22 protein-coding genes and 1 riboswitch are annotated in these 26,352 nt (G+C 70.9%); of the genes, 12 read left to right on the top strand and 10 right to left on the bottom strand.

Features of this window, described 5'->3' with window-relative positions:
* Positions 1-190: 190 nt before the first annotated feature.
* From qcrB to ctaE, 4 genes are all read right to left on the bottom strand, one after another.
* Positions 191-1,948: a cytochrome bc1 complex cytochrome b subunit gene (qcrB, locus tag ABD948_RS18260; protein ID WP_345268531.1), complete on the bottom strand. Its 1,758-nt coding sequence runs from the start codon at positions 1,946-1,948 to the stop codon at positions 191-193.
* Positions 1,945-3,030 (bottom strand): cytochrome bc1 complex Rieske iron-sulfur subunit, encoded by a 1,086-nt coding sequence (gene qcrA, locus ABD948_RS18255; protein ID WP_345268529.1) that lies wholly within the window; start codon positions 3,028-3,030, stop codon positions 1,945-1,947. The genes qcrB and qcrA overlap by 4 nt, the downstream gene beginning before the upstream one ends.
* Positions 3,027-3,920: a cytochrome bc1 complex diheme cytochrome c subunit gene (gene qcrC / locus ABD948_RS18250; protein WP_486348263.1), complete on the bottom strand. Its 894-nt coding sequence runs from the start codon at positions 3,918-3,920 to the stop codon at positions 3,027-3,029. Before qcrC ends, qcrA begins: the two co-directional genes overlap by 4 nt.
* Positions 3,921-4,020: 100 nt before the next feature.
* The gene (gene ctaE, locus ABD948_RS18245; protein ID WP_486348262.1) at positions 4,021-4,659 is read right to left on the bottom strand and encodes an aa3-type cytochrome oxidase subunit III; all 639 of its coding nucleotides are present in this window, start codon (positions 4,657-4,659) and stop codon (positions 4,021-4,023) included.
* A 73-nt stretch (positions 4,660-4,732) separates the two neighbouring features.
* Here ctaE and ABD948_RS18240 point away from each other — a divergent pair, with 73 nt between their 5' ends.
* A complete protein-coding gene (locus tag ABD948_RS18240) occupies positions 4,733-5,749 on the top strand; it encodes a cytochrome c oxidase assembly protein (protein WP_345268525.1) in 1,017 nt (338 codons plus the stop codon).
* A 12-nt stretch (positions 5,750-5,761) separates the two neighbouring features.
* Here ABD948_RS18240 and ABD948_RS18235 read toward each other — a convergent pair whose 3' ends face one another.
* A complete protein-coding gene (locus tag ABD948_RS18235) occupies positions 5,762-7,138 on the bottom strand; it encodes a hemolysin family protein (RefSeq protein WP_345268524.1) in 1,377 nt (458 codons plus the stop codon).
* A gap of 99 nt (positions 7,139-7,237) precedes the next feature.
* Between ABD948_RS18235 and ABD948_RS18230 the strand changes: the two genes are divergently transcribed.
* Complete coding sequence (locus tag ABD948_RS18230) at positions 7,238-7,648, top strand: Rv3143 family two-component system response regulator (protein WP_345268522.1); 411 nt, start codon at positions 7,238-7,240, stop codon at positions 7,646-7,648.
* 7 nt (positions 7,649-7,655) lie between these two features.
* Positions 7,656-8,687 carry an anthranilate phosphoribosyltransferase gene (gene trpD, locus ABD948_RS18225; protein ID WP_345268520.1) on the top strand — a complete coding sequence of 344 codons (1,032 nt, stop codon included), beginning with the start codon at positions 7,656-7,658 and terminating at the stop codon, positions 8,685-8,687.
* A gap of 12 nt (positions 8,688-8,699) precedes the next feature.
* Here the strand turns inward: trpD and ABD948_RS18220 are convergent, their stop codons facing one another.
* The 3 genes from ABD948_RS18220 to ABD948_RS18210 form a co-directional block, all read right to left on the bottom strand.
* Positions 8,700-9,323, bottom strand: coding sequence for a YgjV family protein (locus ABD948_RS18220; protein WP_345268518.1), 624 nt, complete (start codon positions 9,321-9,323; stop codon positions 8,700-8,702).
* Positions 9,324-9,369: 46 nt separating this feature from the next.
* Positions 9,370-11,913, bottom strand: a complete 2,544-nt coding sequence (locus ABD948_RS18215) for a fibronectin type III domain-containing protein (protein WP_345268516.1) — start codon at positions 11,911-11,913, stop codon at positions 9,370-9,372.
* A 181-nt stretch (positions 11,914-12,094) separates the two neighbouring features.
* Positions 12,095-12,373, bottom strand: coding sequence for an Lrp/AsnC family transcriptional regulator (locus ABD948_RS18210; RefSeq protein ID WP_345268514.1), 279 nt, complete (start codon positions 12,371-12,373; stop codon positions 12,095-12,097).
* 51 nt (positions 12,374-12,424) lie between these two features.
* Here ABD948_RS18210 and ABD948_RS18205 point away from each other — a divergent pair, with 51 nt between their 5' ends.
* Positions 12,425-13,537, top strand: a complete 1,113-nt coding sequence (locus ABD948_RS18205) for an acyltransferase family protein (protein WP_345268512.1) — start codon at positions 12,425-12,427, stop codon at positions 13,535-13,537.
* On the opposite strand, the gene ABD948_RS18200 is transcribed toward ABD948_RS18205, so the two are convergent.
* Positions 13,527-15,299, bottom strand: coding sequence for a DEDD exonuclease domain-containing protein (locus ABD948_RS18200; protein ID WP_345268510.1), 1,773 nt, complete (start codon positions 15,297-15,299; stop codon positions 13,527-13,529). The two genes, ABD948_RS18205 and ABD948_RS18200, sit on opposite strands and share 11 nt — an antisense overlap.
* 128 nt (positions 15,300-15,427) lie before the next feature.
* Between ABD948_RS18200 and ABD948_RS18195 the strand changes: the two genes are divergently transcribed.
* From ABD948_RS18195 to ABD948_RS18180, 4 genes are read left to right on the top strand one after another with little or no spacing between them, the layout of a single operon-like run.
* Positions 15,428-16,351 (top strand): glycosyltransferase family 2 protein, encoded by a 924-nt coding sequence (locus ABD948_RS18195; protein WP_345268508.1) that lies wholly within the window; start codon positions 15,428-15,430, stop codon positions 16,349-16,351.
* A complete protein-coding gene (locus ABD948_RS18190) occupies positions 16,348-18,417 on the top strand; it encodes a hypothetical protein (RefSeq protein WP_345268506.1) in 2,070 nt (689 codons plus the stop codon). Before ABD948_RS18195 ends, ABD948_RS18190 begins: the two co-directional genes overlap by 4 nt.
* 11 nt (positions 18,418-18,428) lie before the next feature.
* Positions 18,429-19,127 carry an O-methyltransferase gene (locus tag ABD948_RS18185; protein WP_345268504.1) on the top strand — a complete coding sequence of 233 codons (699 nt, stop codon included), beginning with the start codon at positions 18,429-18,431 and terminating at the stop codon, positions 19,125-19,127.
* Complete coding sequence (locus ABD948_RS18180; protein WP_345268502.1) at positions 19,124-20,074, top strand: lysylphosphatidylglycerol synthase domain-containing protein; 951 nt, start codon at positions 19,124-19,126, stop codon at positions 20,072-20,074. The genes ABD948_RS18185 and ABD948_RS18180 overlap by 4 nt, the downstream gene beginning before the upstream one ends.
* Here ABD948_RS18180 and ABD948_RS18175 read toward each other — a convergent pair.
* A complete protein-coding gene (locus ABD948_RS18175; protein ID WP_345268500.1) occupies positions 20,035-22,008 on the bottom strand; it encodes an LTA synthase family protein in 1,974 nt (657 codons plus the stop codon). The genes ABD948_RS18180 and ABD948_RS18175 overlap by 40 nt on opposite strands.
* A gap of 157 nt (positions 22,009-22,165) precedes the next feature.
* Here ABD948_RS18175 and ABD948_RS18170 point away from each other — a divergent pair, with 157 nt between their 5' ends.
* The 4 genes from ABD948_RS18170 (at position 22,166) to ABD948_RS18155 (ending at position 26,243) form a co-directional block, all read left to right on the top strand.
* On the top strand, positions 22,166-22,372 hold the full coding sequence (locus ABD948_RS18170; RefSeq protein WP_345268498.1) for a hypothetical protein: 207 nt from the start codon (positions 22,166-22,168) through the stop codon (positions 22,370-22,372).
* 134 nt (positions 22,373-22,506) lie between these two features.
* A riboswitch (cyclic di-AMP (ydaO/yuaA leader) is annotated at positions 22,507-22,685 on the top strand.
* A 26-nt stretch (positions 22,686-22,711) separates the two neighbouring features.
* Complete coding sequence (locus tag ABD948_RS18165; RefSeq protein WP_345268496.1) at positions 22,712-23,722, top strand: C40 family peptidase; 1,011 nt, start codon at positions 22,712-22,714, stop codon at positions 23,720-23,722.
* A 62-nt stretch (positions 23,723-23,784) separates the two neighbouring features.
* Positions 23,785-24,993 carry a hypothetical protein gene (locus ABD948_RS18160; RefSeq protein ID WP_345268494.1) on the top strand — a complete coding sequence of 403 codons (1,209 nt, stop codon included), beginning with the start codon at positions 23,785-23,787 and terminating at the stop codon, positions 24,991-24,993.
* The gene (locus tag ABD948_RS18155) at positions 24,990-26,243 is read left to right on the top strand and encodes a M48 family metalloprotease (protein WP_345268492.1); all 1,254 of its coding nucleotides are present in this window, start codon (positions 24,990-24,992) and stop codon (positions 26,241-26,243) included. The genes ABD948_RS18160 and ABD948_RS18155 overlap by 4 nt, the downstream gene beginning before the upstream one ends.
* Positions 26,244-26,352 lie beyond the last annotated feature (109 nt).

Here is a 26,352-nt window from a genome sequence, read left to right as displayed (position 1 = left end):
GTCGGCGTCTCACCCGTGCGCAGCCGCGCCGGGTCGGCGTCCCACCTGTGCGCACCCGCGCCGGGTCGGCGTCCCACCCGTGCGCAGCCGCGCCGGGTCGGTGGGGAGGGGGGTGCAAAGCCGAAGCCCGCCGGACCCGGGTGCGGGTCCAGCGGGCTTCGAGGTCGTGCTGGTGGAGCGGTGCTGCGACTCAGTCGTCGCGGCTCAGGGTCTCGCCCTCGACCGAGTGGTGGCCGTCGAACTGGTGGCCGTCGGCCGAGCGACCGTCGAGCGCCGACTGCAGCTGGTGCTCGTGCTCGGCGTGGTGGTGCGCAGCCTCGATCTCCTCGCGGGTCGGGGGCTGCACGTTGTCGCCGAACATGTTGGCCGAGAGCCGGGCCCGCAGGCGGTTGACGCGCGTGCCGGGGGCCGGGATGCCGTTGGCGTCGGTCTCCGACTCCGGGCTCCAGACCTCGTCACGCTCGCGTGCGGTGAGGGAGTAGGCCTTCTCCTCGCTGATCGGCAGGTGACGCTCGCTGTAGCCGCCCTCGGGAGACCGCATGATGACGCCGGTCTCGTAGCCGTGCAGCACCTTCTCGCGGTCGTGGCGCTGCAGCGAGATGCACCAGCGCTTGGTGATGATGAACGCGATGATCGGACCCAGGAACGTCAGCACGCGGAACGCGTAGGTGATCTGGTTGATCGACAGGTGCAGCTTGATGGCGATGATGTCATTGCCGCCGGCGGCCCACAGGACGCCGTAGAACGTCATCAGGGCCACCATCACCGCGGTGCGCGTCGGAGCGTCACGCGGGCGCTGCAGCAGGTGGTGCTCCCGCTTGTCGCCGGTGACCCAGGACTCGATGAACGGCAGCAGGATCAGCACCATCAGCATGAGCGGCGGCAGGATCAGGATCGGGATCATCACGTTCCACGAGATGAGGTACCCGAAGATCTCCGACTCCCAGCCCGGGATGATGCGCAGGGCACCGTCGGGCCAGCCCATGTACCAGTCGGGCTGCGAGCCGGCCGTGACCTTGGTCGGGTCGTAGGGCCCGTACTGCCACACCGGGTTGATGGTGAGCAGCGCACCCATGACGGCGGTGACGCCGAAGACGATGAAGAAGAAACCACCGGCCTTCGCGGCGTACACGGGGAGCATCGGGTAGCCGACGACGTTGTCGTTGGTGCGGCCGGGGCCAGGCCACTGCGTGTGCTTGTGGTAGACGAGCAGCAGCATGTGGGCGGCGATCAGGGCGAGCAGGATGCCGGGGATCAGCAGCACGTGGGCCACGTAGAACCGCGGGATGACCGCCTCGCCGGGGAACTCCCCACCGAAGATGAAGAACGACATGTAGGAGCCGATGACCGGCGAGGCCTTCATGAAGCCGTCCGCGGCGCGGACGCCGGTGCCGGAGAGCAGGTCGTCGGGCAGCGAGTAGCCGGTGAAGCCCTCGATGGTGCCCAGCAGCAGCAGGATGCAGCCGATGACCCAGTTGAGCTCGCGGGGCTTGCGGTAGGCGCCGGTGAAGGCCACCCGCATCATGTGCACCAGCATCGCGGCGATGAAGAGCATCGCCGCCCAGTGGTGGATCTGACGCATCAGCAGGCCGCCGCGCACGTCGAAGGACAGGTGCAGCGTCGAGGCGTACGAGGCCGACATGTGCACGCCCCGCATGGGGTCGTAGGCACCCTCGTAGGTGACCTCCGCCATCGAGGGGTCGTACCACAGGGTCAGGAAGCCACCGGTGAGGAGCAGGATCACGAAGCTCCACAGGGCGATCTCGCCGAGCATGAACGACCAGTGGTCGGGGAAGACCTTGCGCAGGTTCTTCTTCATCGCCGTACCGAGGCCCAGACGCTCGTCAGCCCAGTTGGCGACGACGCCGGCCTTGGTCGGCTTGGCGGCAGTAGCAGCGGTGGCGTTGGTGCTGGCCACCTTGCTGGTGTCGAAGGAGGAGTTGCTCATCCCTTGTTCCGCTCCCAGAAGCTCGGTCCAACCGGCTCATCGAAGTCGCTCACGGCGACCAGGTAGCCCTCAGAGTCCACCTCGATGGGCAGCTGGGGCAGGGGCCGTGCCGCCGGACCGAAGATGACCTTGCCGGCGTCGGCGAGGTCGAAGGTCGACTGGTGGCACGGGCACAGCAGGTGGTGCGTGGTGCGTTCGTTCAGCGAGATCGGGCAACCCACGTGGGTGCAGATCTTGGAGTAGGCGATGATCCCGTCGACGGTCCAGTTCTCACGACCTGGCGCCGCCTGGATCTCGGCGGGGTCCATGCGCAGCAGCAGCAGCGCGGCCTTGGACTTGGTGATCTGGACCTCGACTCCCTCGAGGGCGCCCTCCCAACCGTTCTCCTCGGTGGGGTAGAGGATCTCGGGGGCCGCGTTCACGAGGTCGCCGACCTCGAGGTCCTCGGCCTTGATCTTGGTGCCGATGGCGTCGCGCACGATCGGCATGCCTTGCTGCCAGACGGTGCGGTAGAGACCGGCGCCGGGGTAGTCGGCGTCCTCGGCGACCTCGTTGGGGGTGGGGCCGAGGTCGCGCAGCGCGACCAGCGGGGCGATGCCGATGAGGCCGACGGCGCCGAGGAGCGAGTTGCGCACCAGCGGGCGGCGGCCGATGCCGGACTCCTCGATGCCGGTGTTGAGCGCCTCGACGGTGGCCTCGCGGTCCTCGACCGAGGAGGCGGCCGGGTGGCGCATCTCCATGATCTCGTGGTCGGCCATGAGCTTGCGGGCCCAGTGGATGACGCCGACACCGATGCTCATCAGGCCGATGCCGAGCGTCAGGCCGAGGAACAGGGTGGAGGCGCCGAGGCCGCCGAAGGTGGTCCAGTTGTCGCCGACATCGAAGGCGAAGTAGCTGACGACGAAGAGGACCGAGCAGATGGCCGAGACCAGGAAGAAGGCCGCGACCTGGCGCTCTGCGCGCTTTTCCTTGGCCGGGTCGACGTCCGTGGGGCGCCAGGTGTGTGCAGGCAGACCCGGGTTGGGGATCGGCTCGGGGACGGCGGGGGTGTTGTCGGACCCGCGCTCCTCCAGGGTGCTCACGCGTCTGCTCCCTCTGCTGCCAGCTCGCTCTTCTTCTTGCGAGACGTACGGGTGGTGTGGGCCGCGATCCAGATGGCGAAGCCCACCAGTGAGCCTACGCCGACGACCCAGGCGAAGAGGCCCTCAGCGACGGGGCCGAGGCCGCCGAGGCCGAAGCCGCCGTAGCCGGGCTTCTCCTCGAGCGACTCGATGTAGGCGATGACGTCGCGCTTGGACTCCGGCGGGATGTTGCCGTTGGAGAAGTTGTCCATCGACTGCGGGCCGGTGAGCATCGCCTCGTAGATGTACTTGGGGTCCACGCCGCGGATGGTGGGCGCGTAGCCCCCGCGCGGCATGGCGCCGCCGCTGCCGGCGAAGTTGTGGCAGGCGGTGCAGTTGGTGAGGAAGATCTGACCGCCGCGGGCCTCGGCCTCGGCGCGCTCCTCGGGCGAGAGACCCTCGGTGCTGTAGTCGCTCTCCTCGGGGATCGCGGGGCCGGGGCCCAGCGAGGCGACGAAGGCGGCGAGGGCGTCGATCTGGTCCTGGCTGTAGATCTCGGGCTTGCTGGGGGCCTGGGCCGAGGTCTGCACCAACGGCATGCGGCCGGTGCCGACCTGGAAGTCGACCGCGGCCGCGCCGGTGCCGGCCAGGGCGGGGCCGAGCTGGGCGCCTTCCTGGGTCAGGACGCCCTCGCCGTTCTGGCCGTGGCAGAACGAGCAGCCCAGGAGGAACAGCTCGCGGCCCTCGGCGACGAGGTCCTCCTGGTTGGAGGTCTCCTCGGCGGTGGCGGGCGCGAGGGTGGCGTAGAGGCCGCCGGTGACCAGCAGGCCCAACAGCAGCATGACGAGCCCGGCGAGGGGCCCCCGGCGGTGCCGGGAGACTCGTCCTGCGGAGCGGTTCAGGAGGCGCAAGGTTCGGTCCTTCGTCGTTCGGTGCTGCCGGGTGGAGCGAGGGGTGCCGCGGGGGCGGGGAGCCGGTGTCGGCCGACCGTGGTGGCGGCGGCCGAGTCGGCTACTTGATCAGGTAGATGGTGGCGAACAGGCCGATCCAGACGACGTCGACGAAGTGCCAGTAGTAGGAGACGACGATGGCGCTGACGGCCTGCTCGTGCGTGAAGCGCTTGGCCAGGTAGGTGCGGCCGAGGACGAGCAGGAACGCGATGAGGCCGCCGGTCACGTGGATGCCGTGGAACCCGGTGGTCAGGTAGAACATCGTGCCGTAGGCGGAGCTCGGGATCGTCACGCCCTCGTGCAGCAGCTCGGCGTACTCGAGCGCCTGACCGCCGATGAAGATGGCGCCCATGATGTAGGTGAGGATGAACCACTCGCGCAGGCCCCACTGACGGAAGTTCAGCAGCGAGCCGGAGCGCCCGACCTGGCCGCGCTCGGCGGCGAAGACGCCGAGCTGGCAGGTGAGGGAAGAAAGCACCAGGATCGTGGTGTTGACCGAGGCGAACGGGACGTTCAGCAGCTCGGTGTTGATCGCCCACAGGTCGGGGCTGACGGCCCGGATCGTGAAGTAGGACGCGAACAGGGCTGCGAAGAACATCAGCTCGCTGGAGAGCCAGATGATCGTGCCGACCGCGACCATGCTCGGGCGGTCGTGGTGCCCGTGCAGGCGGGAAGCCGGGATGGTTGCTGTGGTCGCCACATGACCATTATGGCCCGCCTGCGGGCGGAGACCACCCCGACCCCCTCATGGACGACGTCATAAAGTTCACAGCGTGGTTTCAGCAGCCTTTCAGACCCTGAGCGACACCCTGGGCGACCTCGCCGACCCGGCGCGGGACGGCGTCGTGCGCGCGGCGCCTGCGGGCGACCTGGAGAGCCTGCCGCCGTTCGGGTTCGACACCTTCTTCACCGAGTGGCACGTGGCTCCGCTGCCGCTCGTGGCCACGGTCTGGGCGGTCGGGCTGTACCTGCTCGGCGTGCGCACGCTGCGCCGTCGCGGCGACCACTGGCCGGTGGGCCGCACCCTGGCCTTCGTGGTGCTGGGCATGGGGTCGTTCTACGTGGCGACCTCCTCGGGGCTGGCCGCCTACGACACGGTGCTGCTGAGCGTGCACATGGTGCAGCACATGGTGCTCTCGATGCTGGTGCCGCTGAGCCTGGCGCTCGGCGCTCCCGTGACGCTCGCGCTGCGCACCCTGCCGGGCTCGCCGCGGCGCTGGCTGCTGGCGGTGCTGCACTCCAAGGTCGCCACGGTGCTCACCTTCGCGCCGCTGACCTTCGCGCTGTACATCGTCTCGCCGTGGGCGCTCTACTTCTCCGGCTGGTACGAGGCCTCGCTCCGCTCCGTCTACGTGCACGAGATGATGCACGTGCACCTGGTGCTGGTGGGGGCGCTGTTCTTCTGGCCGCTCGTGGGGGTGGACCCGCTGCCGGGGCGCCTGGGCTACCCGTTCCGGGTGCTGCTCACAGTGCTGACGCTGCCGTTCCACGCCTTCCTCGGCGTCACGATCATGGGTCAGTCCACCCTGCTGGGCGGCGACTGGTACCCCGCGCTCAGCGAGGGGCCGCTGGGCGCGTGGTTGCCCGACCCGCTGGAGGACCAGCAGCTGGCAGGCGGCCTGCTCTGGGGGGCCGGCGACCTGATCGGCATCGTGTTCTTCGTGGTGCTCTTCACCCAGTGGGTGCGCTCCTCGATGAAGGAGGCCCAGCGCGAGGACCGTCGCCTGGACCTCGCGGAGGCGCGGGAGGCTCGGGACGCCCGCGACGCGGAGAAGGCCTCCCGGGGCTGACCCCGCGCCGGGTCAGCTGCCGGACGAGGGCGACGTCGTCGCCGCGTCGGCGGCCGCGCGGTCGCCGTCGGGCTGGTCGGACCCGTCGGGCTGGTCGGGCTGGTCGGGGTCGTGCGGGGTCACCTGCGTCACGGCGACCTCGGTGACGCGGCGTCCCTCCATGGCCACCACCTCGATCCGGGTCTCGCCGACCTCCACCGAGTCGCCCATCTCGGGCATCCGGCCGATCTGGGCGATCACGTAGCCGGCCACGGTCTCGTAGTCGCCGTCCTCGAGCTCGACGCCGGTCTCCTCGGCGAAGTCCTCGATGGTCAGGCCGCCGGCCAGCACGGTGGTGCCGACCAGGTCGACGCGGTCGGGCTCCTCGTCGTCGTACTCGTCGCGGATGTCGCCGACGATCTCCTCGACGAGGTCCTCCAGCGTGACGATGCCGTCGGTGCCGCCGTACTCGTCGACGACGACGGCCAGGTGCGTGCTGGCCTCGCGCATGACGCGCACCGAGGGCAGCACCCGGTTGGTGGAGGGCAGCAGCAGGATCTGCCGCTGCACCTCGGCGACCGTGCGCTGCGGGTCGTCGACCTCGATGAGGTCGCGCACGTGCAGGAACCCGGTGACCTCGTCGAAGCTGCCGGCGATGACGGGGTAGCGCGAGTGCGAGCGGTCGCTGACCCAGGAGGCGGCCTCCGCGAGCGTGAGGCGCCCCTCGATGAAGTCGACCTCGCCGCGAGGGCGCATCACCTCCTTGAGGGTGCTGCGGGTGGCGTTGAACACGTCGGTGACGATGCGCCGCTCGTCCTCGCCCAGCCCCTCGTGCGTGGAGACGATGTCGCGCAGCTCCTCGTCGCTGACCGAGTCGTTGGTGGCGTTCGGGTCGCCGCCCAGCAGGCGCACCAGCGCGTTGGTGGAGATGGAGAGCAGCCAGATCACCGGGCGCATCAGCGTGGCGAAGCGGTCGAGCGGCGGCGCGGTGAGCATGGAGAGCTGCGCGGACTTCTGCAGCGCCAGGCGCTTGGGCACCAGCTCGCCCAGCACCAGCGAGAGGTAGGCGATCACCAGGGTCATCGCCACGAGCGCGATGGCGTCGGCGGCGGAGTCGGTGAGCCCGAGGTCGACCAGGTACGGCGCGACGTCGGGGGCGAGGGTCGAGCCTCCGTAGGCGGCGGAGAAGAAGCCCGCCACGGTGACGCCGATCTGCACGGCGGCGAGGAAGCGGTTGGGGTCGCGGGCCACGGAGGCCACGCGGGCGCCGCGGGCGCCGCGCTGCTCGATGCGCGAGACCTGGCTCTCGCGCAGTGAGACCAGGGCGATCTCGGTGGCGGCGAAGACGCCACCGACCAGGACGAAGACCAGGACCAGGAGGAAGTTGAGGAAGAACTGGGTGTCGATCACGACCGCTCACCCCGGGCGGGCACGGGGGAGCGGTAGCTACTTCGCGGGCGATCCATGGCCACGAGGGTAGCGAGGGGGAGCCGCGGTAGCATCGCCGCCGTGAGCGAGTCGAAGGCAACCCTCAAGGTGCTGGTCTACAGCGACGACGTCTCCACCCGCGAGCAGGTGATCCTCGCCCTCGGCCGCCGCCCCCACCCCGACCTCCCCGAGGTCGAGTACGTGCAGGTCGCCACCGAGCCCGTCGTCATCCAGGTGATGGACGCCGGCGGCGTCGACCTGGTGATCCTCGACGGCGAGGCCACGCCCGCCGGCGGGATGGGCATCGCCAAGCAGCTCAAGGACGAGATCTACCACTGCCCGCCGGTGCTGGTGCTCACCGGCCGCCCGCAGGACGCGTGGCTGGCCACGTGGTCGCGGGCCGAGGCGGCCGTGCCGCACCCGCTGGACCCGATCCAGCTGGCCGAGGCCGCGGTGGCGCTGCTGCGCAGCCGCGTGCCCGTCACCCGCTAGCCGCGGCGTGGGTACGCCGACCTGGCCGGAGGTGCTGGGCGCCCTGGTGCAGGGCGAGGACCTCACGGCCACCCAGACGACCTGGGCGATGGGCGAGATCCTCGCTGGTGACGCCACTCCCGCGCAGGTGGCCGGCTTCGCCGTCGCGCTGCGCGCCAAGGGCGAGACGGTGGCGGAGGTCACCGGCCTGATCGAGGCGATGTACGCGGTCGCCACGCCGATCTCGGTACCGGGCCGGTTGCTCGACGTCGTCGGCACCGGCAGCGACCGCTCCAACTCGGTGAACATCTCCTCGATGGCGGCGGTGGTGGCGGCGGGCGCCGGAGCGACCGTGGTCAAGCACGGCAACCGCTCGGCCTCCTCGATGACCGGCTCGGCCGACGTGCTCGAGGCTCTCGGCATCCGGCTCGACCTGCCCCCGGCGCGGGTCGCCGAGGTCGCGCGGGAAGCGGGCATCACGTTCTGCTTCGCCGCGGCCTTCCACCCCTCCATGCGGCACGCCGCCGGGGTGCGCCGCGAGCTCGGCATCGGCACCACCTTCAACTTCCTCGGCCCGCTCGCCAACCCCGCCCGCCCGGCCGCGCAGGCCATCGGCTGCGCCGACCGTCGCGCCGCCCCGATGATGGCCGGCGTGTTCGCCGCGCGCGGCGTGGACGCCTGGGTGTTCCGCGGCGACGACGGCCTGGACGAGCTGACGACGACCACGACGTCGTCGGTGTGGGTGGTGCACGACGGCGTCGTCACCGAAGGCTCGCTCGACCCCGCGGTGCTCGACCTCGCGCCAGCGACCCCTGCGGACCTCGCTGGCGGCGACGTGGCCTTCAACGCCGACGTGTTCCGGCGGACCCTCGACGGTGAGCGCGGCCCCGTGCGCGACGCCGTGCTGCTCAACGCGGGTGCCGCCCTGGCCGTGCACGAGGCGCCCGGCGAGTCGCTCGAGCAGGCTCTCGCCGCCGGCTACGCGCGCGCTGCGGACGCTGTCGACTCGGGTGCGGCGGCTGCTGCGCTCGAGCGGTGGGTGGCGGCGGCCGCGGGGTAGCGCGACGCCGGCCTACAGGTCGAGGACGAACTCGCCACCGTTGGGCCGGAAGCCGATGCGTGCGTAGTAGGCGCCGACCATCTGGTCGGAGGTGAGCACGTGGCGGAACCCGAGGTCGCGCAGGGCGCCGCTGTGCCGCCACACGAACTCGCCGGGAGAGAAGTCGCGGTACTTGGGCGTCACGTAGTCCAGGAGGACCCGGGCGACGTCGCCCTCACCACGCACCACGACGACGCCGACCGTCTGGTCGCCCCTCGCGACCACGAACGCGTGCCCCTCGTCGCCGGGCTGCCAGGTGAAGTCCGGTTGGAAGCGGCGGATGTCGGCGGCGTGGGTGGTGAGCACGTGGCGCAGGTACTGGTCGCCGGTGCCGACGGCGATGACCTCGAACGCAGCGTCATCGTGCCGCTCGCGGACCAGTCGCACGATGAACCAGACGTTGATCGCACACAGGACGGCGTTCATCGCCACCATCGGCCACACGCCGACCAGGGCGTTGAAGCCGACCAGGACGACGCAAGCGACCAGGTTGAGCACCCGGAAGCGCAGCACCCGCGCCTGGAGCAGCGAGAACACGAGCAGGGCGCTGCCGCCCCAGCCCAGGACGTCGATCCAGTGGTCGGTCAGCCAGGTCACCGCGGGAGGTTAGCCGAGTCCTCCCGCGGTGCCGCGATCGTGAAGCTCAGCGCTTCACGGTGAACTTGCGCCACGCGCTGGCTCGCAGGGTGTCCTTGCCGGCGTCGAGGGCGGTCACACGCCAGCTCCACGTGCCCTTGTCGAGGCCGTCGGTCGGAGCGAAGACGGTTGCCCGTGTGCTGACCGACTCCTCGATCTCGTTGCCGCGTCGCAGCTGGACCAGGTAGCTCAGGGCCTGGGGCTGGGCACGCCACGAGAACAGGAGCTTCGTGTTGGTCACCTCGCGCCCCGATGCCGGGGACGCCAGGACCGGAACGGTTGCTCCTACGCGGAATCGCTGCCACGCGCCCCACGCCGACTTGTTGCCGGAGGCGTCGCTCTTGCGCAGGCGCCACACGAAGTCAGTGCCGAGTGCCTCCAAGGGCTTGTCGAACGAGAAGGCCGTCTGACGGATGTTGCTCGCACGAGCCGCCAGGTTGCTGCTCGACGCGGTGGTGTCGGCATTGCGGTAGACCTCGAGGTCGTAGTACTTCGCGAAGGTCCCCGGTAGCCAGCGGAAGGGCTGGATCCCGGTCACTACCTGCCCGTTGATGGGACCGATAGGGGTGGGCGGGGGAGACGCCTTGGTGAAACGACGAGGCGTGCTCCAGGTGAGGTCGTTGCCGTTGCCGTCGATGGCCTGGACGCGCCACCACAGCTGCCCCTCGGGGTACATCTTCGAGAACGCGGTGTAGGTGGTCTGGTCGACGACGATCTCGTCGACCTTCTTGGCAAAGGTCTCGGTGTCCGAGACCTGGATTCGGTACTGCTCTCCAGTCTGGTGAGGCTGCTCGCGGGTGTCCGCGTCGGTGACCGAGAGGTTGCTCTCGCGGTAGTCGGTCCAGCGGAAGGTGACGCTGTCCGACACGGTGGCGGTCGCGGCCGGGGTGAGGAGCTCGACCTTCGGCGAGGTCTTCTCGAAGGAGTTGCTGGCACGCTCCGGAGTGGGGCCACAGAGCCGGTCGTGGTCACATGCTCGGACGAACCAGTAGTACGCCTCGCCGGCCTGGGTGTCCCGAAGCGACCTCGGCGGAATCCACTGGGTTGCGGTGGTCGTGGGGAGTCTGTCGGGGAAACTGGCGTTGCCGTATCCGGTCACCATGTTGGTCATGTCCGGGTCGTGAGCAAGATAGATGCGGTAGCTCGCAGCTCCGGGCGTAGGACTCCAGCGGAAGAGTGGGGTGGCACTCACACCGCATGTGCCGGTGCCCGACTGAAGTGATTTGGTGCACGCCGAGGATCCCGTTCCGTGCAAGGTCAGGCGTTGCCCGGTCACAGACCCGAGTGATCCCCGGGGTGGGGTCGACGGCGCAACGAAGTCGAAGGAACGAACCGCAGAGAAGACGCTCTGCACCTCGGTGGGTTGGTCCAGCGCCTGCACGCGCCAGTAGTAGGTGCCGCTCCCCTTCCAGGGGAAGCAATCCTGGTCTGCACCCGGAAACTGCGAGCCCAACGGCGTGAACGTGGTCTGCTCCGTGACGCAGTCGTTCGTCGTCGTGTTGTTGGAGAAGCCGGGCTCTGTGCTCACGAACAGCCGGTAGTGGGACGCCAGCCGGACCGGCTCCCACTGGAAGAACAGGTCACCATTGGCCGAGCCGCCGTCAGCCGGGTAGGTCAGCTCGGGCTTGACGTTCCACGCACGCCGGAAGAGCCCGACCTCGGCGGAGTCCCACTCGGCGGTCTGTCCCAACGAGTTCCGTGCACGGACCTGCCACCAGTAGGAGGCATTGTCGTAGGTCTTGGGTGGCGAGTAGCGCGTGCCGTCGACGAAGGACTTGTAGACGATGTTGTTGAAGCCGTCGTCGGTGCTGACGCGGATCTCGTAGTCGGCCGCGCCCGCGACGGGCTGCCAGGAGAGCACGACCTCCTCCATCGGCGACTGGATCTCGTCCAGGTCGACCAGCGGGAGGGCGCCGATGGTGTAGCTGCGTTCGGACGACGGACGGGTCAGCACGTCGCGGTCAAGCAGCGCACGAACCCGCCACCAGTAGGTGCCGTTGGGCTGCGGCTCGTTCACGACGGTGGAGGTGGTGTCGGTACGGATCACCTCGGTGTCGACCCAGTCGCGCTCACCGCCGTCGATCTCGACGATGTACTCCTCCGCTCCGGCGACGGGCTGCCAGATGAGCGTCGGCGGCGAGGCGGGTTGCTCGAGGGTCGAGGCGTGCGCCGGGAGTAGCTGGACGGGGCCGGGCCGCTGCTGCTGGACGATGCTCGAGGTCGCCCACTTGCCCGTCTTGCCGTTGACCTCGGCGCGAACCCGCCAGTAGAGGCGGCCCGGGGGCAGAGGATCGGTCGGCGTGACGACGGTGTTCTCGGTGTTCTCGTCGAGCACCAGCTTGTCGAACGAAGCCGTGCGTGCCACCTCGACGTCGTAGGACTGCGCCTTCTTCACCGGCTTCCAAGCGAAGGCGAGCGCGGTGGTGGAGACCCCGGTCGCCTTCAGCCCGCCGGGCTTGGCAGTGGCCGCCTCGGCAGGTGTCGTGGTGGCCAACACAGACAGCAGCAGGGCCGTGGTCGCCCCGACCGCGCACAGCCGGATTCCTGCCATCGGACGTGCTCGATCTACTGCTCTCCGCACCAGGGCCTCCCAGGTCGCCCCGGATCAGGTGCAGTCCATTCCCTCGACGGACCCCGGAGTCGCGTCACCGTAGGCAGATGCCATCGCCGGCAGTGGCGCCATCGGTGGGCTATAGCCCCGGGGGACTACGAGAAGTGACCGATCGGCGGAGTCAGTCCAACCCGAGCGAGAACGCTGACTCCAGGTCGTGCCGCGAGTAGGCCCGGAAGGCGATGTGGGTCTCGGTGGCGGCGACGCCGGGCACCTTGTTCAGCTGGTCGGCGACCACCGCGGCGACGTCGTCGTGGTTGCGCACCCGCACGAGCGCGATCAGGTCGATCTGGCCGGTCACCGAGTAGACCTCGCTGACACCCTCGAGGGCCGCGATCTGCTCGGCCACCTCGGGGATGCGGGCGACGTCGGCCTTCACGAAGACGATGGCGGTGATCATGGCCAGAGACTAGTCCGCCATGGTCCTGACGGGGGGCTCTCCGTGGTCCGGATGGACCACAGCATCGAGATGATCGTGCCGCCGTCTCTGGTTCAAGTCCGGGCTATCGCGAATGGGTCGATGCTGTTCGGCGTGCAATCCATGGGCGAGGCCTTCGAGCGCCGGCCGAACGCTCTCAACGGTCTCCGGCTGGGTCTTGCGTTGGTCGTCCTGCTATGGCACTCAATCCTGCTGACGGACCGCTCGTGGCTCAGTTGGCCGTTGCACCAGCTGCTAGAGGAGGTGCCGGTCGACGCATTCTTCGCGGTCTCCGGCTTCCTACTGGCCCGATCCTGGACCAAGCGCCCACGAGCGCTGGAATTCGCTCTTGCGCGGGCCAGCAGGCTGCTGCCCGGGCTTTGGCTCTGCCTAGCGCTCACTGCCGCGGTCATCGCACCCGTGGTCGCGCCCGAGTCGACGTTGCGCGACCGCGCGACATACGCGCTGGGGAACGCTGGTGTCTACATGAGCCACCGAGGACTCGCTGAGGACGGTCAGTACCTCAACCTCTCGTTGTGGTCACTGTGGTGGGAGTGCTGCTGCTACGCGTCGATGCTTGTGCTGGGCTCTCGGAGGGCGCTAACTGCGGCGACGGTGGCCGCGATCGCGTGCGTGCTGTGGTCCTGGCTGCTGGTGTTGACTGTCGCTGGGGTGTGGTCCGCCATCCCCGGTACGTTGTGGGTCAGCGCCGTGCCGCGCTTGGGTCTCATGTTCGCGCTCGGAGCGCTGATCTGGCTGGTCAGGGCCAGGGTGCCGGTGTCGGGGAATCTCGCCGCCGTCGCTTCTGTGGTTCTCTTCTCGTCGTTGCTGATGCCCAACTACCACCTCCTCGGGGCTCCCTCAGTCGCTTACCTGTGTCTGTGGGCCAGCTTGGCCGTGGGTGCGCGCCGATGGGCGCGACCAAACGTGGACCTGTCGTATGGCACTTACCTGTACGGATTTCCGCTGCAGGTCGTGCTCGTGCGCCACGGCGTGGATCACTGGGTCCCGCTAACCCTGGCTGCCGCACCGCTTGCAACAGCGATGGCGTGGATCTCTTGGAAGGCCTGCGAGGCGCCCGCGTTGAGGTGGATGCAGGAGCATCGGCGCCCTAGACGAAGGGAGCCCTCTGGACTCAGCACGTGATGTGCTGCCTGCGTGACCGCGCGGGAGGGCCACCGTCCTCGTCGAACGGGGCCGGCTCCACCACCGCGGTGGCCAGGTGGCGGGTGGCGCCGCCGACCGGGCAGGTCCAGCTGCCGTCGACCTCGATCAGGCGCACGCCGGGGGACTCCAGCCACTTCAGCACCTTCTCCGTCTCCTCCGCCGAGGCGGCGGGCACCGGGCCCAGGCCGGGGATGACGGTCTCGGCGCTGGCGCGCAGGTGGTCGACGAAGCGGTGCGCCTCGGCGCCGGGCGGGATGACGCCGGCCGCGGCCAGGCGGCCGTGGCGCACCACGTGCACCGCCCAGCGGCCGTCGTCCTCCTTGCGGGCCGCCACCACCTCGGCGCAGGCGGTGAGAGACGTGAGCCGCTGGGTGCGCGCGGAGGCGCGAACGAACGCGGCCAACCGGTCGCGGTGGGTGCCGGCCTCCTCGAAGCGCTCGTCGGCGGCCAGGGCCGCCATGCGGGCGTTGACCACCTCGACGACGTCGTCGGGTCGTTCGAGCAGGGTGTCGCGGAGTCGACGCACGACGGCCCCGTAGGTGAGGTGGTCGGTGGAGCCGTCGCAGGGGGAGAGGCAGCGGCCCAGCTCGGCCAGCACGCAGGGCGTGCGGGAGGGGCGCTGGCCGAACCGGTCGGAGCACTGCCGCACCGGGAAGGTCTCGTGCAGGGCGGCCAGGCAGCGCTCGGCGGTGCGCTTGGAGCCGAACGGGCCGAGGTAGTCGGCCTCGTCGTCGAGCACCTTGTGCACCAGCGAGAGCCGCGGCCACGGCTCGCGGGTGAGCTTGACGAAGGTCTGCTTCTCCGGGTGCCGCGAGCGCCGGTTGTAGCCGGGCTTGTGCTGCCCGATCAGCCGCAGCTCGCGTACCTGCGCCTCCAGAGGTGTCGCGCACTCGATCGCCTCCACCCGGGCGGCGAGGCGCACCATCTCACCCATCCGCGAGCGGGTCTCGGAGGCGGTGAAGTAGCTGCGCACCCGGGTGCGCAGGTCCTTGGAGGTGCCGACGTAGAGCACCTTCTCCTGCTCGTCGCGGAAGAGGTAGACGCCGGGGGCGTGCGGCAGCCCGTCGGCCAGGTGCCGCTTGCGGCGCTGCGCGGCGGTGACGCGGCCGGTGAAGGTCTGCAGCTCCTCCAGCGTCTGAACGCCCTGCCCGCCGAGACGCTCCATCAGGCCGTGCAGCACGTCGACGGTGGCGCGCGCGTCGGAGAGTGCCCGGTGGTTGGGCTCGGTGCTGGAGCGGAAGACCCGTGCGAGCGAGGAGAGCTTGCAGTTGGGGGCGTCGTCGCGGGTGATCACGCGCCGGGCGAGCCGGGCGGTGTCGACGACCTCGAAGCCGGGCCAGGGGCGGCCCTGCTGCTCGGCGAAGTGCTGCAGGAAGCCGACGTCGAAGGGCGCGTTGTGGGCCACCAGCACGGTGCCGGCGGCGAACTCGAGGAAGGCCGGCAGCGCGCTCTCGATCGGGGGCGCGTCGACCACCATCGAGTTGCTGATGCCCGTGAGCACCGCGATGAAGGCCGGGATGGCGGTGTGCGGGTTGACCAGCGTCTGGAACTCGCCGAGCACCTCCCCGCCGCGCACCTTGACCGCACCGATCTCGGTGATCATCGACCCTGCGGCGGCCGAGCCGCCGGTGGTCTCGAGGTCCACGACGGTGAAGGTGACCCCGCTCAGCGGGCGGCCGAGCTGGTCGAAGCTGCGCTGGGACTCCCAACGGGGCGGGGGTGGGACGGGTGCTGCACTCACAGCAGGGACGCTAGGCGGGGCCACCGACAGGCCGGGCGAGGCGCGCGGCGAGGAGTCTCCGTCCAGTGGACACGGCACGTCCGCGTGCGCCTCACGCGCGGTTCACCTGCCGCCGTGAGCATCCCGGCATGATCTGGGTGGTCGTGCCGGCGCTCGACGAGGCGGAGAACCTGGTCGAGCTGGTGCCGCGCATCGCCGCGGAGGTGCTGGCCTTCGACCCGCTCGGCCGCGTGCTCGTGGTCGACGACGGCTCGACCGACGACACCGGCAAGGTGATGGCGCGGCTGATGGGCGACCTGCCGTGCGTCGAGCTCGAGACGCACCGCCACAACCTCGGCAAGGCCGCCGCGCTGCAGCACGGGTTTGCCCGCGCGCTCGACGGGGGCGCGGACGTCGTCGTGATGATGGACGCCGACGGCCAGGACGACCCGGCCGAGCTGCCGCGCCTGCTCGCCCGTCTGGAGGACGGAGCCGATCTGGTGACCGGCGCCCGACTCGAGCGCCATGACCGCTTCGTCAAGCGCACCACCTCGCGGCTCTACAACCGCACGACCGGGCTCCTCTCGGGTGCCCCCGGCCGTGACTTCAACTCCGGCTTCAAGGCCATGCGCGCCGACGTGGCGCGCGACGTCTCGCCGATGCTCTACGGCGAGATGCACCGCTACCTCACCGTCATCGCGCACGGGCTGGGCCACCGCGTGGCAGAGGTGCCCGTGCAGCACCACGCGCGGATGCGGGGGAGCAGCAAGTACGGCCTCAACCGGTTCTGGCGTGGGATGTCGGACCTGGTGACCGTGCGCTTCCTGCTGAGCTACGAGCACCGCCCCTCGCACCTGTTCGGCGGGATCGGCGTGCTGAGCTTCCTGGCCGGCATGGTGTGCCTCGTGTGGCTGACCGGTCTGAAGCTGGTGGCCGGTTTGGCCATCGGCGACCGCCCGCTGTTGATCGCCGGCGTGCTGCTGGTGATGGTGGGCCTGCAGCTGACCCTCTTCGGCCTGCTCGCGGAGCTGGTGGTCAACGCCCGCAACCGCGATCCGGGTCGTCGCGCGTGAGACCGCCGCGCCCGCTGGTGGCGCTGGCCGGCGGCGTCGTCGTCGTCGGGGTGGTGGTGGTGCTGCTCGGCGGGTGGCGCACGGGCGTCAGCTACGACGAGAGCTACCACGTGCTGCGCATGCGCAGCTGGCTCGACCACGGCTGGTACCTGCTCGACGGCGACCTGCTGGGCGACGAGCCCGGGCCCTGGCAGGAGCAGCGCTACGTGTACGGCCCGCTGACCATGCAGCTGCTGCAGGGCTGGTCGGTGCTGTGGGGTGGCGACCCCGGCGCCGTCTCGGCCTCGGCGCACGCCTACGCGGTGCGGCACCTCGGCGTCGGTGTGATCGGGCTGGGTGGGGTGGCCGCGGCCGCCGGCCTGAGCCGGCTGCTGCTGCGTCGCTGGACGTGGGGGCTGGTGACGGCGGCGGTGCTGCTGGCGCTGCCCGTGTGGGCCGGGCACTCGATGTTCAACGTCAAGGACGTCCCGGTCGCGACCGGCTACACGCTGGCCACGCTCGGCCTCGCCCTGCTGGTGCTGCGCGCCGACGACGACGCGCGTCGGCCCGTGCGACCGGGCCTGCGGCTGCTCAGCGGGTGCACGGCGCTGGTGGCGGGTGTCGTGCTCGCCGTCGGCACCCGGCCAGGGATCTGGCCTGGGCTCGCGCTCGGAGTCGCGCTGGTGCTGGTGACACGGGACCGGGTGCGGATCGCCGCCGTGCTCGGCTCGCTCTGCGTGGCCTACCTGCTGCTGCTGGTGAGCTACCCGTCGGCATTCGCGACGCCGCTGCAGGCGCTGGTGGGTGGGGCCCTGGAGTCCTCGCGGTTCGACGGCCGCAGCGGTGACTGGTGGTACCTGCCGCTGTTCACGTTGGTGGAGGTGCCCACGCTGGTGCTGGTGGCCGCGCTGGCCGGCGCCGTCGTCGGCGTGCGTCTGGCCTGGCGCTCGTGGCGGCACTCGCGCCGCTGGGATCCCCGCGAGGTGGTGCTGGCGCTGGTGCTGGCACAGGCCTTCGTGCTGCCCGTGCTGGCGGTGGTGCGCCAGTCCAACATCTACACCGGCGTACGGCAGATGCTGTTCGCGGCGCCGGCGGTTGCGGTGCTTGCCACCGTGGGCGTGGCGGCGCTGCTGGCCTCGCGGGCATCGTGGCGTCGCCGGCCCGTCCTGCGGGCGGTCGTGCCCGTGGCGGTCGTCGTCGGGCTGGTGGGGCCGCTGGTGGTGCAGCTGCAGCTCTTCCCCTACTCCTACGCCTACTCCACGGTGCTCGCCTCGGCGGCCTCGCCGACCGTCGAGCGCTTGACCGGTTACGGCGTCCAGACCGACTACTGGCGCACCAGCGTGCGGGAGCTGGCCCCGGAGGTGCCCGCCGACGGTTGGGTGACGTGCTCGCCGACCATGGACGAGCAGGGTCGGTGGTACCGCTGGTCGCGCGACACCCACGACGACTGCGCCGGTGAGGTGGTGAGCCCGCTGAGCGCCTACGCGGAGCGCCGCGATGGCGACGACTCGTGGGCGGCCGGCTGGCAGCCCACGCCCACCCGCTTCCTGGCCGTGCAGACCGGCAGCGACGCGGCGGGCAGCAACTGCACCAAGCACAGCACCGTGCGTCGCTGGCTGTACTGGCGCGAGGTGGAGATGGGCTTCGTGGCCACGTGCGACCTGGTGCTGCCTGCCTACCCGGCGGGCGGCCTGGACTTCGACGACGCCGACGGCTCGACGCAGGGTGGGGAGACGCTGCTGGGCGGTTGGGACATCCACCCCTCGCGCCGCGGCCTCGGCACGGAGCCCGCGGGGGAGGACGACACCCCGTCGCTGGGCTTCACGCTGGAGGTGGCCGAGGGGGCCGGGCTCGTGCTGAGCGGCACCGCGGAGGGTGCCGGGGCGCTGCGGCTCAGCGTCAACGGCACGCCGTTGCCCGCGGAGTCGACGGGTGAGTCATGGACGGCGTCGGTGCCGGCGCCCGTGGCAGCCCATTACGGGGAGGGCCGGGTCGTCGTCGACGTGGAGGGCCCAGGCGTGCGGCTGCTCTCGCTGGCGGCGGCTCCGGCGCCACCACCGACATCTCTGGCAGGAGGAGCCTCGTGAAGGATCTCTACGTGCGATGCGTGCGGCTGGTGCGCGCGGTGCTGGGGCGCCTGGGCGTCGTCGCGCTGCTGGACCGTGCTGCCCGCCGCTCGCGCACGGCGCTGTGGGTGCGCTCGTGGCTGGCGGTCTACGACCTCGACGACATGCTGCGGCTCGACGTGCCCTGGTGGACCTTCGAGGCCGCCGACGGCGTCGAGGTGCTGCTGCGGCAACGTCCAGGGGCGCGCGTCTTCGAGTGGGGCTCCGGCGCCTCCACCGTCTGGCTGGCCGCACGTGCCGGGTCCGTCACCAGCGTGGAGCACGACGTCGCCTGGGCTGAACAGATGCGCCGCGTGCTGCCCGCGAACGCGGAGCTGCGCGTCGTCGAGCCGGTGCGTCGACCCGGCGGCGCTCGCTCCGCCAAGCCCGGCTTCGAGGGTCTGGACTTCACCGACTACGTGGCGGCGCTGACGCCGTCCGACGGGCTCTTCGACGTCGTGGTGGTGGACGGCCGCGCCCGGGAGGCCTGCCTGGACCGGGCGCTGGACCACGTGGCAGCCGGAGGGCTGCTTGTCGTGGACAACGTGGACCGTGCCCGCTACCGCGACGCGCTGGCCCGGCACGGTCAGCGGTTGCAGGTGGAGTGGACGCGCGGTCGCACGCCGGCGCTGCCCTACCCCACGCGCACCGCGCTCGTGCGTGTGCGGCCGGCCGATGCGAGGGCCGCGTGAGGCAGGCGGAGTCCGCGGCCCGTCGTCGCTGGATGCGGGTGGCGCGCTGGGCCTTCCTCGCGCTGGTGGTGGCCTTCGCCTGGTGGGGCCTGTGGGGGCGCGAGGACGAGCTGCTGGAGGCGCTGCGCTCGATCTCTCCCTGGCGGGTGCTGGCGGCCCTGGCGCTGGTGCTGGTGGGCATCGCCGCCACGGGCTCGGCGTGGCTGGCGCTGCTGGGCGCCTTCGGACGCCGGTTGCCCGGCACTGCGGGGCGTGCCGTCTTCTTCCTCGGCCAGCTGGGCAAGTACATCCCCGGCGGCGTGTGGTCCATGGGCGCCCACGCCGAGCTCGCGCGCGCCCACGACGTGCCGGTGCGCACCACGGTGAGCACCTCGCTGGTCTTCCTCGGCGTCAACCTGGCCACCGGCGGGCTGGTGGCCTCGGTGTGCGCGCTGCTGGGCGCCACCACGGTGGACGTGCCGCGGTGGGTGCTCTGGAGCGTGCTGGTCGGCGCGCTGGTGGCGCTCACCCCGCCGGTGGTCAACCGGGGTGGGTCCCTGCTCGCGGGCGCTGACGGCCTGCGGGTGACGGTCGGGGTCCTCGCACGCATCGCCGCCGTCCAGACACTCACCTGGAGCTGCTACGCCGCCGCCCTGACCGTGCTGGCGCCCTCGCCCGACTGGCAGCTTCTCGGGCTGGCGGCCGGCGCCTTCACCGCGTCCTACGCGATCGGGGTCCTGGTCGTGGTGGCGCCCGCCGGTCTCGGGGCTCGCGACGTCACGCTGGTGGCGCTGCTGGCGCCCGTGCTCGGGCTGCCGACCGCCACGGCCGTCGCGCTCGTGACCCGCGTGCTGCACACCGTCGGCGACCTCCTGCTGGCGCTCGCGGCGTGGTCGGTGGCGCGGAGACGCCGTGTCGGCACCGATGGTCAGTCCGCGCTCGAGTACCACATGTCGTCGAGGGCGTAGCGCTCGCCGACCGAGAAGTCGTACTGGACCATCTGCAGGTCCTCGAGCAGCTGTTGTGCGGTCGGGCTCAGCGTCTCGATATCCGTGTGCGGTCGACCGTCGGGTGTGTAGAAGGCCTCTCCCTCCATGGCCGGAATCTCCTCCCGCAATCGCTTCAGCAGCACGTAGTAAGGAGGGATCTCGGCCCCGAGCATGTCCATCGCCATCGGTAGGAAGTGGATCGGGCTCGTCAACGGCTGAGGAGCAGGCGAGTTGCCTTCGCTGTCCCAGAGGAAGAACTCTGTCCGGTAGGGCGCCAGCGCCGGGTTGGCGCTGATGATCTCGTCACCGTAGATCCCGGGCTGGTGGTCGCCGTAGAAGACCACCACGGTGCGCTCCTCCTGGGATTCGAGCGAATCCAGCAGATCCGCCAACGCGGCGTCCGTGTACGAGAGACCACGGGCGTAGGCGCCGATGGGCTGAGCCTGGTCCTTCTCGACTCCGGCGACGTCGACGGGGTCATGGTAGGACCCTGACATCGGCACGTGGTTCTGCATGGTCACTAGGTTGACCAGAAGTGGGTCGTCCGATCGCTCGACCTGATGCAGCACCTCGTCGAAGGCCGACTGGTCGGAGATGAAGTCGCCGTCCTCGAGTTTGTCCGAACGCTGCATGGTCGTGTCGTGGACGAACTCCTCGAAACCAAGGGTGTCGTAGACCTTGTTCCGCTTGTACATGCCCGTGAAGTAAGGGTGCACGGCGATGCGCCTGTGCGTGTCAGCCAACCAGCCCACGGCAGACGGGTAGGTGACGTGGTCGGCGACCAGCTGCTGGTACGGCGTGTTGAGCTGGGGTGAGAACAGCTTGAGGGACTGGCCGGTGAGTGCCTCGAACTCCATGTTGGCCGTGCCGCCGCCGTAGAGCTGCGCGAGCATGCTGCCGGACGTGGTCCCAGCCATCGTTGCGCGGGTCCGCGGGATGGGGTCCTCCGCCAGCTCGAAGCCAGCCAAGCGTGTCGGGTCGCTGAAAGCCTCGCTGAGGATGACGATCACGTTGGTGTCGGCAAGCACACGAGAATCACGCTCGGAGTTGATCCGGTCCGCGGCGGTCCGGTAGCGGGCAGCGATCGCGTCCATGGCGGTCTCGCTGTAACCAGGCGGACGCGACATGGCCGGAACGTCGGTGTTGTAGAGGAAGCCCCCCACGAATCCGTTGTCGCGATAGTTGAGGATCTGGTACCAGAAGCGCCAGGCGGCGCCCTGGTTCTCGTACGCATTCCGCCACGGGTTGCCCGGCTGGTTGAAGTGGGACGCCGAGACCAACAGCGCGAGGCAGGAGGCAGCGACCACACCTCGTACGACGAGGAGGCCCCACCACCAGCGGGGTGACTCACGCCGCCGGGTGCGGGGGAAGAGGCGCGACGTGCGACGCCCCGTCCAGAGGGCTGCCGCGACGATGAGCACCATGACGGCGAGGATCACCGCAACGTGCCAGGGGCTGACCATCGCCCACAGGAACCGGGGCTCGCTCAGGAAGGCGACATCACTCGGGTACAGCGGCTCTCGACGCACACCCATCTTCACGTGGTTCACCACCGCCACCAGGACCGTCAGCGCCAGGGTGGTGCCCAGGGATGCCCAGAACCTGTTGCTCACCGCGATCGCCAGCATGATGACGATCCAGATCACGGCGGCGCCGAGGTACATGGCCTTGTTGTGAACGGGGATCTTCCACAGGGCCGGCCCGGGCTCGCCGATCCAGACCGAGAGCTCGAGCACGACGTTGCACAGCACCGCCCACAGCCCGCTGTACACGAGAGCGATCACCAGGATGCGCAGTCGCCTCGCCGCGGAGATCTCCCCGGTGGCTCGCCCGCCGGTGACCCGCTCCAGGCTGTCGTCGTCGGTCGCCGTCACCTCACGGGAGATCGAGGGGGCGCTGGACGGGGGAGTCACGCCGCGAGCGTAGGTGTCGACTCGCTGCGACGACCTCGCCCGCGGGGGCAAGATGTGACGGCCCGAAAGGACTAGTCATCCCCCTCGTCCGGTGCACGCACCGACCGTGGACGCTCATCGGCGGAGGACTGTCGGTGGCGGATGAGAGGTTCACGGCATGACGACGAGAATCGACTGCGACACCTGTGTGGTCCGGGGCTGGTCCTGCCACGACTGCGTGGTCACCGTGCTGCTCGGCCCCCCACCCGAGCTGGTCTTCGACGACGACGAGCGCCAGGCGCTCGACGTCCTGGCGCACAGCGGGCTGGTGCCGCCGCTGAGACTGGTGGAGGCGGTGGACGGCCCGGAGGTCGAGTCGGCCTGAGGACGCTGGCCGAGGGCGCGTCGACCAGCGTCTGTCCACACCATGGCCGCCCGAGTTGGAGCGGTGTGGGGCGGCGGACTACCTTTGCCCCCTGGTGCTCGTGGGAGTGGGTCAGCCGACCCGCGCGGGCACCGCGCTGAGTCCGGGCACCGCGAGGTGACCGGAACCGGGGAACCATCCGGTGCAGCGGGGGCCCAGCGCCCGCGCCGCGCCACCTGGGGTGAATCCTCCGCGAGGCGCCGCCGCACGTCGGTGGTGGGAGCGGGGGTAGGGCAAGTCGTGCCCGAATCCGTCAGCTCACCCGGTAGGCGTACGACTCGTCGAGGAGAACCCCCGCTCGTGCAGCTGGACAGGCCCGCCCACCGTCGCGCGACCCGCCGTCGCCGCCTCGTTCCGGGCCTCGCGGCCCTTGCCCTCGCGACCAGCATCGGCATCCTCCCCGGCAGCCCGGCCCAGGCCGAGCCCGACATCGAGGACGTCGAGGCCACCGTCGACCGCCTGTGGCACGAGGCCGAGCAGGCCTCGGAGCGCTACAACGACGTCGAGCTCGAGCTGGAGGGACTCCGCGAGGAGATGACCTCGCTCGAGGCCGACCGCGAGCGCCAGGACGACCAGCTCGACGTCGTCCGCGAGCGGCTCGCCGACTCCGTCGTCAGCGAGTACGAGGGCAACGACATCTCCGCCGCCGGCCAGGCCTTCCTTTCCGACGACCCCGGCGCCTTCCTGAGCCAGCTCTCCACGATGTCGGCCTACAGCGACTTCCAGGACCAGCTCTACACCGACTACGCCACCGAGGCCGAGGCGCTCGACCTGCGGCTCTCCGCCACCGAGAAGCGCGCCCAGCAGGTGGCCACGCTCGAGGAGCAGCTCGCCGAGGAGAAGGCCACCATCGAGGAGCGCCACGGCGAGGCCGAGGCCCTGCTGGAGCGCCTCGAGGAGGAGCAGCGCGAGAAGCTGCTGGCCGGCGACACCTCCGCCGTGCCCACCAACGTGCCGGCCTCGGGCCGCGCCGCCGCCGCCGTCCAGTACGCCATGGCGCAGGTGGGCGACTCCTACGTGTGGGGCGCCGCCGGCCCCGACGCCTTCGACTGCTCTGGCTTCACGATGATGGCCTGGGCCCAGGCCGGTGTCGGCTTGCCGCACTCCTCGAGCGCGCAGTACAGCAGCGGCACCCGGGTGTCGCAGAGCGACCTGCAGCCCGGCGACCTGGTCTTCTACTACAGCCCGATCAGCCACGTGGGCATGTACATCGGAAACGGCATGATCGTCCACGCCGCCAACCCCGGCGCGGGCGTCAAGGTCGACAGCGTCAACGCCATGCCCTACGTCGGCGCCGTCCGGCCGGGCTGAGGCAGCGCAGGCCTCCGCTGGCCACCACGACCACGCCGAAGGCCGGTCGCCCACGTTGGTGGGTGGCCGGCCTTTCGCTGTTCCTGGTCCTCGCCGTCGCGGGTGCGGCGTGGGTGCTCACCCGCCCCGAGGACCCCTACACCGCGCAGGCGCCCGCACCGGTGGCCACCGGTCCGCAGGCCGGTGAGGCAGCTGCTGCTCTCGACCGTCTCGTGGAGGCGGTGCAGTCCGGTGACGTCGAGGCCGCCGAGGCGCTCGCCGACCCCGACGACGCGCAGGCCGTCGCCCAGCTCGGTGCACTGGCGCAGAACGGCGCCGAGCTGCAGGTGGAGGGTCTCGAGCTGCGGTACGTGGACGAGGTCACCGGGGTGGCCGCCGGCCGGTGGTCGGCGGCCGTCGACGCCGCCTGGGCGTTCGGCGGCTTCGACCCCGACCCCGCGCGCACCGAGGTGCTGGTGGGGTTCCGGGCCACCGCGGACGACCTGTGGATCACCTCGGTCGGCGGCGGCGATCGCCGCACGCCGATCTGGATGACCGGTCCGCTCACCGTCGATCGCACCGAGGACGCCCTGGTCCTAGTGGCCGGCTCACCCGGCAGCGTCGACGCCTACGCGCGTGCCGCCCGGGCCGCGGTGCCCGTGGTACGGCGTGTGCTGCCGCAGTGGCGCACCGGCCTGGTGGTGGAGGTGGCCGCCGACCTGGACCAGCTCGGCGCGGCGCTCGACGTGGAGCCGGCCGACTACGAGGGCATCGCCGCCCTGGCCACCTCACCGGATGGGACGCTGGCACCGCAGGCGCCCGTGCACGTGTTCCTCAACCGGGAGGTCTACGACCAGCTCGGCCCCACCGAGTCGCAGGTGGTGATGAGCCACGAGGCGACGCACGTGGCGACCTCCGCGCCGAGCTCGCTGGCCCCCGCCTGGTTGGTGGAGGGCATCGCCGACTTTGTGGCGCTGCGCGACGTTGACCTGCCCGACACCGTGACCGCGGGGCAGATCATCCGCGAGGTGCGACGCCAGGGCCTGCCCGAGGCGCTGCCCAGCAGCGCAGACTTCGACAGCACGAGCACGTACCTGGGCTCGGTGTACGAGGCCGCCTGGCTGGTGTGCCGGGTGCTCGCCGAGCGGGGCGACCAGGAGGCGCTGGTCCGCCTCTACGACGACGCCAGCCGCAGCGGCCGCCTGCAGCCCGAGCTGCGAGAGCTGTTCGGCTGGAGCGAGGAGCAGCTTGTGGACGCCTGGCAGGCCGAGCTGGAACGGCTGACCGCGTGAGCGACGCCGGCTCGCTGCGCGTCTCGGCCGTGACCGCCGGGGTCGGGGGCCTGCTGTTCGTGGTGCTCGCCTGGTGGCTGGTGCCGTGGGACCCGGTCCCGGGTGGCCCGCTCGACCCCGCGCCCGTGGGCAGCGTGCTGACTGCCGAGCAGGTGGCCCGGGCGGAGTCGTTCGCCACCTGGTCGCGGGTGTGGAGCTGGAGCGCGCTGGTGCTCTCGCTGGCGCTGGCCTGTTGGTTCGGGTTCACCCGCCGCGGCCGCGGCGTCGTGGCACGGGTGGTCGGGCGGCTGGCCGGTCGTCGCTGGTGGGTGCAGGCGGTCCTGGCGGTCGTGCTGCTGACCCTGGCCGGGCGCCTGCTCACGCTGCCGCTCGCCGCTGCGCGTCGTCAGCTGCTGCTCGATGCCGGGCTCAGCACCCAGACGTGGTCGGGCTTTGCCCGTGATGTGCTGTTGGGGGAGTTGGTGACCGTAGCCGTCACCTCGGCCGCCGTGCTGGCCGTGCTCGCCTGCGCGCGGCGCTGGCGCCGCGCCTGGCCTGCGGTGGCCGGGGGACTGCTGGCCGCGTTGGTGCTCGGCGGCTCGTTCGCCTACCCCGTCGTCGTGGAGCCGCTGTTCAACTCCTTCACGTCGCTGCCCGATGGGGAGCTGCGCACCGAGGTGCTGGCGATCGCCGACGCCGAGGGCGTGCCGGTGGACGACGTGCTCGTCGCGGACGCCTCGCGACGCACGACGACGCTCAACGCCTATGTCTCGGGCTTCGGCGGCACCCGCCGCGTGGTGCTCTACGACACCCTCGTCGAGGACGTGCCGCAGAGCCAGACCCTCAGCATCGTGGCGCACGAGCTGGCGCACGCACGGCACGACGACGTGGTGGTCGGCACCGTGCTCGGTGCCTCGGGCGCGCTGGCGTCGATGGGCCTGCTCGGGCTGGTGCTGGCGCTGGGACGGCGTCGTGGTTGGCCGGGTGCACAGGACGCCTCGGTGGTGCCGGTGCTGCTGGCGCTCGCCGCGGTGGCGATGCTCCTGGTCTCACCGATCCAGAACGGGATCAGTCGCCAGATCGAGCTGCGCGCCGACGTGGACGCGCTGCGCTACACCGGCGACCGCGACGCGTTCGTGGATGTGCAGCAGCAGCTGGCCGTGCGCTCCCTCGCCGACCCGTCGCCACCGGCGTGGTCGCAGTTCTGGTTCGGCAGCCACCCGGGGGTGCTCACACGAACGGCCCTCGCCTTCCGAGTCCTCCCCGACTGAGGAGTCCTGGCGCGCGAGGGCCGTCCGTTGATCTGTGGTGCGTTGGTGCCGCTGGTGTAACGCGGGTGGTGCTGGCCGCCGCCGCCATGCGAAGGGGGGAGCGCCTGAT

Source organism: Nocardioides nanhaiensis (genome assembly GCF_039542785.1).
Classification (GTDB): Bacteria; Actinomycetota; Actinomycetes; order Propionibacteriales; family Nocardioidaceae; genus Nocardioides; species Nocardioides nanhaiensis.
Note: the sequence above shows the minus strand (reverse complement) of the source record. Positions and strands in the feature narration are given on the sequence as shown.

Coding starts and splice junctions, on each gene's coding strand:
- ABD948_RS18205 (WP_345268512.1), top strand. CDS start 12,425: ATGGACCACAGCATCGAGATGATCGTGCCGCCGTCTCTGGTTCAAGTC.
- qcrB (WP_345268531.1), bottom strand. CDS start 1,948: ATGAGCAACTCCTCCTTCGACACCAGCAAGGTGGCCAGCACCAACGCC.
- ABD948_RS18215 (WP_345268516.1), bottom strand. CDS start 11,913: ATGGCAGGAATCCGGCTGTGCGCGGTCGGGGCGACCACGGCCCTGCTG.
- ABD948_RS18170 (WP_345268498.1), top strand. CDS start 22,166: ATGACGACGAGAATCGACTGCGACACCTGTGTGGTCCGGGGCTGGTCC.
- ABD948_RS18210 (WP_345268514.1), bottom strand. CDS start 12,373: ATGATCACCGCCATCGTCTTCGTGAAGGCCGACGTCGCCCGCATCCCC.
- ABD948_RS18195 (WP_345268508.1), top strand. CDS start 15,428: ATGATCTGGGTGGTCGTGCCGGCGCTCGACGAGGCGGAGAACCTGGTC.